The organism is Pseudonocardia sp. ICBG601 (genome assembly GCF_020496245.1).
The window spans coordinates 105,650-118,420 of record NZ_JAHLJA010000148.1 but is presented as its reverse complement, the minus strand read 5'-3'; the positions used below and the strand labels follow the sequence as shown (position 1 = coordinate 118,420).

The window sequence follows — 12,771 nt, the reverse complement described above, 5'->3', positions numbered from 1 at the left end:
GGCAGGCTGGGACCGTGCTCCTCGCGGATCTGACCTGGCCCGACCTCGACCCGGCCGCGGCGTACACGCTGCTCGTGCCGGTCGGCTCCACCGAGCAGCACGGCCCGCACCTGCCGCTGGGCACCGACACCGCCGTGGCGTCGGCGGTCGCGGCGGCGCTGCACGACGCCGACCCGGGGCTCGTCCTCGCCCCCGCCCTGCCCTACGGCGCCGCCGGTGAGCACGAGGGCTTCCCCGGCACCGTGTCGATCGGGGAGGACGCGCTGCGCACGGTCCTCGTCGAGTACGGCCGTTCGGCGTGCCGGTGGGCGTCGCGGCTGGTGCTGCTCAACGGGCACGGCGGCAACGTCGCCGCGCTCCGCTCGGCGGTGACCCTGCTGCGCGACGAGGGCCGCGACGCGGGCTGGCTGTCCTGCGTCGCCGACGTCCCCGGAGTGCCGCTGGACGCGCACGCCGGGCGCTACGAGACCTCGCTGCTCGCCCACCTGCACCCCGGCCTGGTCCGCACCGACCGCGCCCAGGCGGGCGACACCCGGCCGCTGCGCGAGGTCATCGGGGAGCTGCGGGCCGGGGGGATCGCCGCGGTCAGCCCGAACGGGGTGCTCGGTGACCCGGCCGGCGCGACGGCCGGGGAGGGGCTGCGGCTGCTCGCGGCGATCACGGCGACGGCGTCGGCGGCGGTCACGGCGTGGGACCCCGACCCCGGCACCGGACGCCTCCGCCCGCCGCCGGCGTAGCGCGGGGTCACACCGCGGGGTGCACCAGCAGGGGCACGAGCTGCTCGGCCGTGGTGAACGAGCCGTGCTGGCCGGGCAGCGTGGACAGGAACGGCTCCGCCTCGCTCCGGACCACCGCGGCCGTCCCGTGCATCGCGGCGACGACGTCGCCGACCCGGTCGAGCACCCGGTCGGTGACCGGCCCGAACCAGCCCCGGGCGACCGCCTCCTCCCGGGTGACGACGGCGGCGTCGTCGCCGAGCACCGCCCGCCAGGCGGCGAGCACGTCGGCCGCCGCCCCGGGCTCGGCGTAGACGTGCCGGGCGCGCGGGTCCCCGCCGAGCAGCGCCACGCCGTCGGACAGTGCCGGGGTGGTGTCGGCGTCGACGGTCCGGTCGACGGTGACCATGCCGTGGTCGCCGGTGACCGCCAGCAGGGTCCCCGCGGGCAGCGCGTCCAGCAGCATCGCGAGCAGCGCGTCGACCTGGCGCAGCTGCCAGCGCCACGCGGGGCTCCCGGGGCCGTACAGGTGGCCGACCTTGTCCAGGTCGGCGTGGTAGCCGTAGACCAGCCGCGGACCGGGGCCCTCCAGCCCGGCGAGGATCTCCACGGCCAGGTCGCCCAGCGCGGCGACCCCGCGGTACTCGCCGCCGCGCAGCCCCGACCGGGTCAGCCCGGACGTCCGGAACTCCAGCGGCGACACCGACCGCACCGCGACGCCCGCCGCCGCGGCCCGCTCCAGCACGGTCGGCTCCGGCTGCACCCGCTCCGGGACGAGCCGCTCCCGCAGGTCCCGGCGGCCCGAGGACCAGCCCAGCGCGTCGAGCAGCTCGCCGTCGACGCGGAACCGCAGCCCCAGCGTGCCGTGTGCGCCCGGCGGCAGCCCGGTGCCGAGCGAGGTCAGGCTGATCGGGGTGGTCGAGGGGAACCCGACGGTGAGCGGGCCGGCGTCGGCGAGCCCGGCCAGCACCGGCGCGTCGGCGGCGTGGGCGTGCAGCAGTTCGTGGCCCAGCCCGTCGACGAGCAGCAGCACCGCCGCCCCGGCCCGCGGGAGCCCGAACGCGGGCGGCCGGTCGTCGAGCGGGGCGCCGATCGCGTGCAGCAGGGCGGGGAGGACGTCGGCCAGCGTCGCCGAGCCGTAGCGGGGGAGGACCTCGGGCATGCCCCGGAGTCTGCACGGCAGGACCCGTGCGGACCACGCCGATCGGGCAGGTGCGGGTGTCGACCCGCGACGGCCGGGGATGGAAGGCTCCCGGAGGTGACCGCCGCCCGGACCGACCCCGACCGTCCCTCCGCCACGACCCCCTCGGGCCCGGCGGACCGGCGGCTCCCGGACGGCTTCCGGGTGCTGCTCGACCGTCGCACCCGGCGGCTCGACGGAGGCGCGGCGCTGCTCGGCGGCGCCCCGCCCCGGCTGGTGCACCTGTCCGCGCGGGCCCGCGCGCTGCTGCCCGCCCCCGGGCGGCCGCTGGTCGTCACCGGCCCCACTGAGCGGTCCCTGGCCCGCACCCTGCTCGACGCCGGGCTCGCCCACCCCGTCCCCGACGCCCCGGCCGGGATCACCGCGGCCGAGGTCACCGTCGTCGTCCCGGTGAAGGACCGGCCGCTGGACCGGCTCCTCGCCGCGCTGGCCGGGACCGGGGTGGCCGGCCCGGTCGTCGTCGACGACGGGTCCGCCGACCCGGCCCCGCTGCGCCGCGCCGTCGAGCGGGCCGGGGGGACGGTCCTGCGGCACGCCACCCCGCGCGGCCCGGCGGCCGCCCGCAACGCCGGCCTCGCCGCCGCGACCACCCCGTTCGTGGTGTTCCTCGACTCCGACGTCGTCCCCGAACCCGGCTGGCTGCCCCCGCTGCTCGCCCACCTCGCCGACCCCGCGGTCGGTCTCGTCGCACCGCGGATCGTGGCGCCGGACCCGGAGCGGGGAGGCGGGCTGCGCGGGGCGGTCGGGCGCTACGAGGCGGTGCGGTCGTCGCTGGACCTGGGGCCCGACCCGGCGCTGATCGTGCCGCGGTCCCGTGTCGCCTACGTGCCGAGCGCGGCGATGCTCGTCCGGGTCTCGGCGGTCGGGCCGGTCGCGTTCGACCCGGGGATGCACGTCGCCGAGGACGTCGACCTCGTCCTGCGCCTGCACGCGGCCGGCTGGGCGATGCGCTTCGAACCCGACGCGCGGGTCGCCCACGACCACCGCACCCATCCGGGGGAGTGGCTGCGGCGCAAGGCGTTCTACGGCACCGGGGCGGCGCCGCTGGCGCGCAGGCACCCGGGCGCGGTCCCGCCGGTGATCCTCTCCCCCTGGACGGCGGCGGTCTGTCTGCTCCTGCTCGCCCAGCGGCGGGGGGCGACGGCGCTCGCCGCCGTCGTCACCGGGGTCGCGACCGAACGGCTGTCCCGGAAGCTGCCCCGGCTCGAGCACCCGCGGCGCGGGGCGGCGCTGCTCACCGCGCTCGGCCTGTCCGGGGCGCTGTGGCAGACGGCGTCGGCGCTGACCCGGCACTTCTGGCCGGTCGCCGCGCTCGCCTGCCTGGTGTCGCGCCGGGCCCGTCGCGCGGTCGTCGCGGCGGCGCTGGTGGAGGGGCTGACCGACTGGTGGCGCCACCGCGACCGCGACCCGCGGGTCCGGACCGGGCCGCTGCTGCACCTGCTCGCGCACCGGCTCGACGACCTCGCCTACGGCGCCGGTCTGTGGTGGGGGGCCGTCGAGCACCGGACCTCCGCCCCGCTGCGCCCGACCGGTCCTGGCGCACGACGCTGACACAGGTTAGGCTTCCCTGACCTCCGGTGTCGTACCACTCCGTCTGGACTGGTCTGAACGGGTGATTCGTGTTGCGTCACGGATCCGATTCTGAGGGCGTCTCTCGCCCACCTTCTCCGCGCCTGCGGTTGCGCACGACAGGCTGTCGCCGTGACGTCGGCAACACGCCACCCGACCTCCGGTCGCCCCGTTCCCGGCTCCTTGCACCCCAGGAAGATCGGGAGTGTGATGTGGGCGCTGCCACACGAGACGTGCGGCAACTTTTCCGGGCGCGCCGGCGTGGTCGCGAGTCAGGCGACGGCGAACGGCGTTCCTCGGACGAAGTCCCCGGTCAGACCCCGCGCTTCGGAGCGTGCGTGGTCGCGTACGAGGAGTGAGAGTTCATGACAGAGGTCCGGGTCACCGTCGACGGCGTGAACTACGCCGACGACGTCGAGCCCCGCATGTTGCTCGCGCAGTACCTGAGGGAGACGCTGGGCAAGACGGGGACGCTGATCGGCTGCGACACCAGCAACTGTGGTGCCTGCACGGTTCATCTCAACGGGCAGAGCGTGAAGTCCTGCTCGGTGCTCGCGGTCCAGGCGGACGGCGCCGAGGTCACCACCATCGAGGGTCTCGCCCGCGACGGTCAGCTGCACCCGGTGCAGGAGGCCTTCCGTGAGTGCCACGGTCTGCAGTGCGGGTACTGCACGCCGGGAATGATCATGGCTGCGGTGGACCTGCTCGGGGACAACCCCGACCCGTCCGAGCAGGAGGTCCGTGAGGGCATCGAGGGCAACCTCTGCCGGTGCACGGGCTACCAGAACATCGTGCGTGCCGTGCAGACCGCGGCGAAGAACATGAAGCCGGGAGCCGCTCAGCCCTCCGGCCAGGCCGCCCCGGTTGCGGGAGGTAACTGACGTGACGACGACCGCCGAACCCACCACGACCGGCGAGATCGGCAAGGCCCGGGTCCGCAAGGAGGACCAGCGCCTCATCACCGGCCGGTCCCGCTACACCGACTCCATCACGCCTCCGGGAACCGTCCACATCGCCGTCGTCCGGTCGACGATCGCGCGGGCGACCATCACCTCGATCGACAAGTCCGAGGCCGAGAAGGCCCCGGGTGTGTTCGGCGTCTACACCGCGGCCGACCTGGGTGCGGAGGAGGTCGGCATGCCCTGCGCGTGGCCGATCACCCCGGACCAGAAGGCCCCGCAGCGCCCGGTGCTCGCCGTCGGCCGCGTCAACTTCTCCGGTGAGGGCGTCGCCGTCGTCGTCGCCCGGTCGGCCGCCGCCGCGCGCGACGCCGCCGAGCTCGTCGAGGTCGACTACGAGCCGCTCGACCCGGTCCTCGACATGGAGGCCGCCGCGCAGGACGGTGCCGAGCTGGTCCACCCGGACCTCGGCACCAACGTCTCCGCGACCTGGGTGTTCGACTCCGCCGCCGCCGGCACCGGTGCCGACGTGGCCGAGGCCATCAAGGCCGCCGAGGCCGACAGCGACTCCGTCGTCGTCCGCCGCCGCTTCCGCCAGCAGCGCCTGATCCCCGCGTTTATGGAGCCCCGCTCCTGCGTGGTGGACCCGACCGGTGAGCAGCTGACCATCTGGGCCGCGACCCAGGTGCCGCACATCCTGCGCACCATGACCACGGTGACCCTCGGGGTGCCGGAGTCCAAGCTGCGCGTCATCGCCCCCGACGTGGGCGGCGGCTTCGGCGGCAAGATCGGTGTCCTGCCCGAGGAGATGCTCTGCGTGCTGCTCGCGCAGAAGCTGGGCAAGCCGGTCAAGTGGACCGAGACCCGCAGCGAGTGCATGCTCACCGCGCACCACGCCCGGGACCAGATCCAGGACCTCGTGATGACCGCCAAGAAGGACGGCACCATCACCGGGTTCGACATCCACCTCTACGCCGACATGGGCGCCTACCTGGGCCTCGTCGGGCCGGGTGTGCCGATCCTCGGCGCGTTCATGTTCAACGCGATCTACAAGATCCCCGCGCTGAAGTTCACCTGCTCCAACGTCTTCACCAACAAGACGCTGACCGACGCCTACCGCGGCGCCGGCCGTCCCGAGGCGACCTTCGCCGTCGAGCGCATGCTCGACGAGCTGGCCGTCGAGCTCGGCCGCGACCCGATGGAGCTGCGCGAGCAGAACTGGATCAAGCACGAGGAGTTCCCCTTCACGACCGTCGTGGGCCTGACCTACGACACCGGCAACTACGAGCAGGCCACGCAGCGCGCGATGGACCTGTTCGACTACGCCGGTCTGCGCCGTGAGCAGGAGGAGCGCCGCAAGTCCGGTGACCCGGTCCAGCTGGGCATCGGCATCTCGACCTTCACCGAGATGTGCGGTCTCGCCCCGTCCCGCGTGCTCGGCTCGCTGGACTACGGCGCCGGCGGCTGGGAGGCCGCCAGCATCCGGATGCTGGCCACCGGCAAGGTCGAGGTCACCACCGGTGCCTCCGCCCACGGCCAGGGCCACGAGACGGCGTTCTCGCAGATCGTCGCGGACAAGCTGGGCGTCGCGTTCGAGGACGTCGAGATCCTGCACGGCGACACCCAGGTGGCGCCGAAGGGCCTCGACACCTACGGCTCGCGCTCGCTGGTCGTCGGCGGTGTCGCCATCGTCAACGCCGCGGACAAGGTGATCGAGAAGGCGACGAAGATCGCCGCGCACCTGCTCGAGGCCTCCGAGGACGACATCGAGTTCGCGAACGGCCAGTTCACCGTCCGCGGCACCGACAAGGGCAAGGCCATCCAGGAGATCGCGTTCGCCGCGTTCATGGCGCACGACTACCCGGAGGGCATGGAGCCGTCGCTGGACTCCGACGCCGTCTTCGACCCGGAGAACTTCTCCTACCCGCACGGCACCCACCTGGCCGCGATCGAGGTCGACACCGACACCGGCCGGGTGAACCTGCGCAAGTACGTCTGCGTCGACGACATCGGCAACGTCATCAACCCGCTGATCGTCGAGGGCCAGGTGCACGGCGGTCTTGCCCAGGGCATCGCGCAGGCGCTGTTCGAGGAGGCGAACTACGACGACCAGGGCACCCTGGTCAACGCCACGTTCGTCGACTACACGATCCCGTCGGCGGCGGACCTGCCGAGCTTCACCACCGAGACGGTCTCCACCCCGGCGACGAGCAACCCGCTCGGCGTGAAGGGCGTCGGCGAGGCGGGCACCATCGCCTCGACCCCGGCGATCCTCAACGGCGTGCTGGACGCGGTGCGGCACCTCGGCGTCGACGAGATCGAGATGCCGACCACCTCGCAGCGCGTGTGGCGTGCGCTCCAGGTCGCGAAGGGCAAGAGCCCGCAGGAGACCCCGAGCGACACCCACTCGCCCGGCGCCGGCCTCGGCTCCATCGACCCGAACAACCCCAAGGGAGAGGTCCAGTGATCCCGGCCAAGTTCGACTACGTCCGGCCCTCCTCGGTCGAGGAGGCCGTGACGGCCCTGCAGTCCGCCGGTGAGGACGCCAAGATCCTCGCCGGCGGCCAGAGCCTGCTGCCGGTGCTGCGTCTGCGGATGGCCGCGCCGAGCACGATCATCGACCTCGGGGGCATCCCCGAGCTCAAGCGGATCGGCGAGGACGACCAGTACGTCATGGTCGGCGCGATGGCCACCCACCACGAGGTCATGCGCAACGACCTGGTGAACAAGCACGTGGAGCTCATCGCCCGGGCGACCGAGACCGTCGCCGACCCGCAGGTCCGCCACCGCGGCACCCTGGGCGGCGCGCTCGCGCACGCCGACCCGGCCGGTGACCTGGGCGCGGCCGCCCTGGCGCTGGACGCCGAGTTCGTCATCCTGGGTGCCGGTGGCACCCGCCTGGTGACCGCGGCGGACTTCTTCCAGGACTACTTCACGACCGCGATCGGCGAGGGCGAGATCCTCACCATGATCCGGTTCCCGAAGTACACCGGCTGGAAGAGCCACTACGAGAAGTTCAACCGGGTCGCCCAGGCGTGGTCGATGGTGGCCGTCGCCGTCGCGCTGAAGGTGGACGGCGGGACGATCACCGAGGCCCGTGTCGGCCTGACCAACATGGGCAACACGCCGGTCCGCGCGACCGGGGTCGAGGCGGCCCTGGTGGGCAAGGCCGCGGGCCCGGACGTCGCGAAGGCCGCCGCCGAGCACGCGCTCGAGGGCACGTCGGCTCCGAGTGACGCGGACGCCGCAGCCGACTACCGTGAGCACCTGGCGAAGGTTCTCACCGGTCGTGCGGTGCTGGCCGCGGCCGGCTGACGAACCCGACAGACACACCGACGCCGGCGCCGGCTCCCGGAGAACATCCCGGGACCGGCGCCGGCGTTCGTTCGAGGAGGCTTGGCAGAGAAGATGCAGCTGGAGAACAAGTTCACGATCGCGGCGCCGATCGAGGACGCCTGGAAGGCGCTCAACGACCCGGAGCTCATCGCTCCGTGCTTCCCCGGGGCGACCCTGACCGAGTACGAGGGCGACTCGTTCCAGGGCACCGTCAAGGTCAAGCTCGGCCCGATCTCGCTCACCTACAAGGGCAAGGGCACCTACATCGACCGTGACGACGCCAACCACAAGGTCGTCATCGACGCGTCCGGCCGCGACGCCCGCGGCAACGGCACCGCCAAGGCCATCGTGACCGGCACGATGGTCGCCGACGGTCCCGACAAGACCTCGGTCACGATGGTCACCGACATGACCGTCACCGGTCGTCCGGCGCAGTTCGGCCGGGGCGTCATCTCCGACGTCGCCGACAAGATCATCGGGCAGTTCTCGAACTGCGTCGCGGACAAGCTGACCGGCCCCGGTGCCGCGTCGTCCAACGGCGCGGGCCCGAAGCACGCGGCCGACGAGACCAGCCCGATCCCGGCCGTCCCGCCGGCGCCGGGCGAGCAGGCCGCGCCCGCCCCGGTGAAGCGCACCTACCAGCCGCAGAGCAGCCCGGTCGAGGCCATCGACCTGCTCGACTCGGCGGGTGCCCCGGTGCTCAAGCGCCTCGCGCCCGTGCTGGGCGGCGTGGGTGCGCTGGTGCTGCTGTTCGTGCTGATCCGGCGTCTGCGCGGCGCGAAGGGCTGAGTCCCCCGCACGTCCCTCCGGGCCGGTACCGCGTTCCGCGGTGCCGGCCCGTGGCGTTGCGGGGCAGGATGGAGCGGTGCGAGCGGGCGAGCGGAACGGGCTGACCGACGTCGAGGGCCTGCGGGTCGGGCACGCGGCGGTGAGCGGGCCGGGCGCCCGCAGCGGGACGACGGTCGTGCTGGCCCCGCCGGGCGGCGCGGTCGCCGGCGTGGACGTACGCGGCGCCGCGCCCGGCACCCGGGAGACCGACCTGCTCGACCCGGTCGCGACGGTCCAGCGGGTGCACGCCGTCACCCTGTCCGGGGGCAGCGCCTTCGGTCTCGACGCCGCCTCCGGGGTGATGGCCCGGCTGGAGCGCGACGGCGAGGGCTTCCCGGTGCCCGGCGCCGTCGTGCCGATCGTGCCGGCCGCCGTGGCGTTCGACCTCGGCCGCGGCGGCGACCCCCGGGCCCGCCCGACCGCGGTGACCGGCACGGCCGCCTACGACGACGCGCACGCCGGCCCGGTCGTCCAGGGCTCGGTCGGGGCGGGCACCGGCGCGGTGTCCGGCGGGCTGCGCGGCGGGATCGGGTCGGCGTCCGCGGTGCTCACCGAGGGCTCTGCCGCCGGGACGACGATCGCGGCCCTGGTCGTGCTCAACTCCGCCGGTGCGGCCGCGGACCCGGCCACCGGTGAGGTGTACGGCGCCCGGCACGGTCTGCCGGGCGAGTTCACCGCCGGGGTGGCCCCGGTCCTCGCCCCGCCGGAGCGGCTCGCCGAGCTATACGCGGGGCACGTGAACCCGCTGGGGACGGCGACGACGCTGGTCGTCGTCGGCACCGATGCGGCCCTGGACAAGGTCGGCTGCACCCGGCTGGCGACGATGGCGCACGACGGCCTGGCCCGGTCGATCTCGCCGGTGCACACGATCCGCGACGGCGACTGCGCGTTCGCGCTGGCCACGGGCACCCGGGCCGCGCCGGACGTCGCCGGGGTGTTCGCGCTGCAGGCGGCTGCGGCGGAGGTGACGGCGCGGGCGGTGGCGCACGCGCTGCTCGCGGCGGAACCGGCGCCGGACCGGCCGTCGTACTCGTCGCTCCTGGTGGGTCCGTGAGCGCGCCGAACCCGTGGCTGGGGCGCCCGCGTGCCCCGCGTCCGCCGTCCGCGCCGGACCCGGACGCGGTGCGTCTGGTGGGACTGCCCCGGCGGCGGGCGGCGGCCCGGGCGGTGAACGACGTGGTGCGGGGCGTGGACGTGCGCGCGTTCGGCGACGGGTGGACCGTGTCGTTCCTCAGCGGCTACTACACGCTCTGCCACACCCTCGACCAGCTGCTCGACGCCGTGGCCCCACCCGGGGAGCGGGAGCTGCTGCGGGCGACGGTGCTGGCCGCGGCCGACGGGACCGCGGGCCGGGGCTGACCGGCCCGGCCCGCGCCCCGCCGCCGTCAGTCGTCGTCCCGGTCGTCGCCGTCGTGGTGGTCGACGTCGTGGTCGAGGACCCGGCCGGTGGCGGCGTCGACGTCGATGTCGTGCTCGGTGGTGCCGTTCCGGACCTCGACCTCCCAGTGGTCCCGGTCGTCGCTGCCGTCGTCGTCGCGGTCGTCCCGGTCGGCGCTCTCCCACTCGCTCTTCGTGACCCGGCCCCCGCCCGCGGCGGCCAGTGCGGCGCGCTCGGCGGCGGCACGGTCGACCGCGGGCGCGGCGGGGGTGGGGGCCGCCGGCGCGGTGGCCGCGGCGGTGGGCGCGGCGGTGCGGGGCAGCTCCGGCGGCAGCAGGTCGGCGGTGCGTGCGATCGCGGCGCCGGTCGGGACGACGGTGAGCTCGTCCGGGGCGCCACCCGCGCCGAGTGCGAGGGCGGTGCCCCCGCCGACGAGCAGGAGACCGGTGGCGGCGACGGCGGCGACGGTGAGCGGGGTACGCACGGTGATCTTCCTCCGAGAGGTTCCGGCTGGTCCGGGTCGGTGCGACCCGGATGCTGGTGGGAACTGTGCCGCCGCCCGCCCCAAGGTCGCGCTGCGTGAGCCCTAAGGCGGCGTTAGGGCCCGGAGCGGCCGAACTACAGTCGTCGGGGTGTCGACCATCAGCCCGGACGAGGGAGTGGCGCGCCGGCTGAAGGCCCTGGCCTGCACGGCGCCGCTGCACGACCTCGACGCTCGCAAGGGGCGGCTCGACTGGGACGCGACCGGCTACCAGATGGCCGAGATCGGCCTGCAGGCGATCGACCAGGTCACCCTGGCCATGGACTTCGACCACGGTGCGGACCACGCGGAGGTCGTCCGGCGGCTGCTGCCGTTCGTGGGCGCGCAGGTGCCGGGGGCGCCGCGGTCGGAGTATGTCCGCGTCGCACAGTGGGTCATCGACAACCTGATCAACGTGGGGTCGATCGACCGCGGGTTCGCCGTGGAGTACGGCACGACCGACGACGACGGCCGCTACGTGCGTCGCCGGTTCGACTTCAAGCTGCTCGTCGAGGTGGCCGCCCCGGACGGCGGGATCTACCTGCGCGCCTCGGACGAGGCGATCAACGTGCTGGTCGGGGCGTTGGACACCGACGTCGAGTCGGCCCAGGAGGCGGCCGAGACGAAGCTGGAGACGCTGATCGTCCGCGGTCGTCTCGGCGACGCCCGGCTGGCCGCCGAGCAGGCCCGCTACCGGACCGTGCAGTACGCGGAGTCGTTGCGGCGCAAGCTGGAGGCGACCCGGCGCGACGTCCGCTCGGTGGACTGGCTCGACGCCGTCCCGCAGCTGCTCGACGAGGCGCTGACCCACATCGAGTCCCGCTACCGCGCCGAGACGATGATCAAGGCGAACATCGCCGACGCCCGTGACGAGGCCACCGAGCCCGGGCGCCGCAGGCAGGCCGCGGAGCTGGTGACCGTCGTCGACGACTGCATCCAGCGGCACACCCAGCTGCAGGCGCGGTTGCAGGAGGCGGGCGCGTCGTTCCGCGCCGAGCAGGACCGCCAGCAGTTCTCCGGGAAGCCGAAGCGGGCCGCCGTCGACGTGTTCGGGCAGCTGCTGCGGCCGTCGCTGGCGCTGACCGTCGAGGCGGCGCACGACCCGGTGACCGGCTACTTCGGTGCCGGGGCCGGCGTGCGGAACCCGTCGGTGCCGAGCCTGGGCGGGCTGGTCGAGACGCTGCTGACACCGCCGAGCGACCGTGACCCGTTCGGCGCCGAGGTGCCCGAGCCGGAGCTGGCACCGCAGCCGCGCGAGCGGTTCGGGGTGGACACGTGGGCGGCCGCCGACGCGGTGCTGCCCGCCGACGTCGAGCACCCGGTGCGGCTGTCCGCGGCGCTCGCGGCGGCCCGCGCGGCCGGGGCGGACCTGCCGCAGCTGGTCGCGCTGCGGGCGATGCACGCCGTCGGGACGGCGGTGGCCACGGCACGGACCCAGGGCGACCCGTCGGTGCTGGTCGCCGTCGACGACGGGACGGTCCTCGACGACCCCGAGTTCGGCGGCGCGGACCTGCTGCTGGCGCGGGCCGGGGTGCAGGGCGGACAGACGAACCGACGGACGGCGCAGACATGAGTGACACCGAGACCGCGGCCCGCCTGGTCGGCTACGGCATGCGCCCCAAGGCGCTGCCCGGCCGCGACCCCGACTACGCCGACCTGGTCCGGCGCTACCGCGAGGACGACGAGTTCCGCACGACCGTGCAGCGCGTGGCGTCCGGTCTGGGCCTGGTCGTGCTGGCCGTCGACACCGGCCCGGGCATCGTGCTCGCCGCGACCGAGGGCTCGGTGTTCGAGATCCGGATGGACGAGTACGCCCGCCGCACCGCCCTGGCCAACCGGGGCGCCGACAAGGTCCTGCACGGGATCGCGCACCTCGCCGTCGCCGCGCTGGCCTTCCCCCGCCCCGACGACCTCGGCGACGACTCCTACGTCGGCCGGGTCTCGGTGGAGCTCGTCGACGGCGCCGTCCGCGAGGCCTGCCGGGTGCTGAACGAGCGTGCCGCGGGTCCCCCCGACCCCGAGTCCGACGCCCCGCAGCTCGAGGAGGTCTGGCGGGTCTGGCAGCGCCGCCCGGAGGCCACCGCGACCAAGGACGGCCGCGTCGGGGAGTCCACCACCCGCGGGATCGTCGGCAAGGCGCTGCGGTTCCTCGCCGACCAGGGCTTCCTCGTCCCGGTCGGTGCGGAGGGCGCCTACCGGACGACGCCGCGCTACCAGGTGCAGGTGCGCGAGCTCGCGGCCCAGCGGGCCTTCGACGAGCTGCTGGCCCTGAACGTCCTGCCCGCCGCGACCGCCGCCGGGACCCTGGTGACCGAGCACGACGG

General features: G+C 74.8%; 11 protein-coding genes and 1 pseudogene. 10 read left to right on the top strand and 2 right to left on the bottom strand.

Features of this window, described 5'->3' with window-relative positions; genetic code table 11:
- Nucleotides 1–14 precede the first annotated feature (14 nt).
- Complete coding sequence (gene mftE, locus KPL57_RS29635) at nt 15–737, top strand: mycofactocin biosynthesis peptidyl-dipeptidase MftE (RefSeq protein WP_226353985.1); 723 nt, start codon at nt 15–17, stop codon at nt 735–737.
- Nucleotides 738–744: 7 nt separating this feature from the next.
- On the opposite strand, the gene KPL57_RS29630 is transcribed toward mftE, so the two are convergent.
- Nucleotides 745–1,878, bottom strand: coding sequence for an alkaline phosphatase family protein (locus tag KPL57_RS29630; protein ID WP_226353984.1), 1,134 nt, complete (start codon nt 1,876–1,878; stop codon nt 745–747).
- Nucleotides 1,879–1,974: 96 nt separating this feature from the next.
- On the opposite strand from KPL57_RS29630, the gene mftF reads away from it, so the two are divergent.
- The 7 genes from mftF to KPL57_RS29595 all read left to right on the top strand — a co-directional run bounded on the left by mftF (nt 1,975) and on the right by KPL57_RS29595 (nt 9,908).
- Nucleotides 1,975–3,468, top strand: a complete 1,494-nt coding sequence (mftF, locus tag KPL57_RS29625) for a mycofactocin biosynthesis glycosyltransferase MftF (protein WP_226353983.1) — start codon at nt 1,975–1,977, stop codon at nt 3,466–3,468.
- A 383-nt stretch (nt 3,469–3,851) separates the two neighbouring features.
- The gene (locus tag KPL57_RS29620; RefSeq protein WP_100878813.1) at nt 3,852–4,367 is read left to right on the top strand and encodes a (2Fe-2S)-binding protein; all 516 of its coding nucleotides are present in this window, start codon (nt 3,852–3,854) and stop codon (nt 4,365–4,367) included.
- Nucleotide 4,368: 1 nt separating this feature from the next.
- Nucleotides 4,369–6,852, top strand: coding sequence for a xanthine dehydrogenase family protein molybdopterin-binding subunit (locus tag KPL57_RS29615; RefSeq protein ID WP_226353982.1), 2,484 nt, complete (start codon nt 4,369–4,371; stop codon nt 6,850–6,852).
- Nucleotides 6,849–7,700, top strand: coding sequence for a xanthine dehydrogenase family protein subunit M (locus tag KPL57_RS29610; protein ID WP_226353981.1), 852 nt, complete (start codon nt 6,849–6,851; stop codon nt 7,698–7,700). Before KPL57_RS29615 ends, KPL57_RS29610 begins: the two co-directional genes overlap by 4 nt.
- Nucleotides 7,701–7,781: 81 nt before the next feature.
- The gene (locus tag KPL57_RS29605; RefSeq protein ID WP_374203811.1) at nt 7,782–8,510 is read left to right on the top strand and encodes an SRPBCC family protein; all 729 of its coding nucleotides are present in this window, start codon (nt 7,782–7,784) and stop codon (nt 8,508–8,510) included.
- A gap of 76 nt (nt 8,511–8,586) precedes the next feature.
- Nucleotides 8,587–9,603, top strand: coding sequence for a P1 family peptidase (locus KPL57_RS29600; RefSeq protein WP_226353980.1), 1,017 nt, complete (start codon nt 8,587–8,589; stop codon nt 9,601–9,603).
- Nucleotides 9,600–9,908 (top strand): hypothetical protein, encoded by a 309-nt coding sequence (locus tag KPL57_RS29595; RefSeq protein ID WP_226353979.1) that lies wholly within the window; start codon nt 9,600–9,602, stop codon nt 9,906–9,908. The genes KPL57_RS29600 and KPL57_RS29595 overlap by 4 nt, the downstream gene beginning before the upstream one ends.
- 26 nt (nt 9,909–9,934) lie before the next feature.
- Here KPL57_RS29595 and KPL57_RS67520 read toward each other — a convergent pair whose 3' ends face one another.
- Nucleotides 9,935–10,411 carry a PepSY domain-containing protein gene (locus tag KPL57_RS67520; RefSeq protein WP_308253050.1) on the bottom strand — a complete coding sequence of 159 codons (477 nt, stop codon included), beginning with the start codon at nt 10,409–10,411 and terminating at the stop codon, nt 9,935–9,937.
- 148 nt (nt 10,412–10,559) lie between these two features.
- On the opposite strand from KPL57_RS67520, the gene KPL57_RS29585 reads away from it, so the two are divergent.
- Both KPL57_RS29585 and KPL57_RS29580 read left to right on the top strand, forming a co-directional pair.
- Nucleotides 10,560–12,020, top strand: a complete 1,461-nt coding sequence (locus KPL57_RS29585; protein ID WP_073576609.1) for a hypothetical protein — start codon at nt 10,560–10,562, stop codon at nt 12,018–12,020.
- A pseudogene (locus KPL57_RS29580) lies at nt 12,017–12,754 on the top strand (hypothetical protein); the annotation flags it as partial. The gene KPL57_RS29585 and the pseudogene KPL57_RS29580, both read left to right, overlap by 4 nt.
- Between the last annotated feature and the right edge of the window lie 17 nt (nt 12,755–12,771).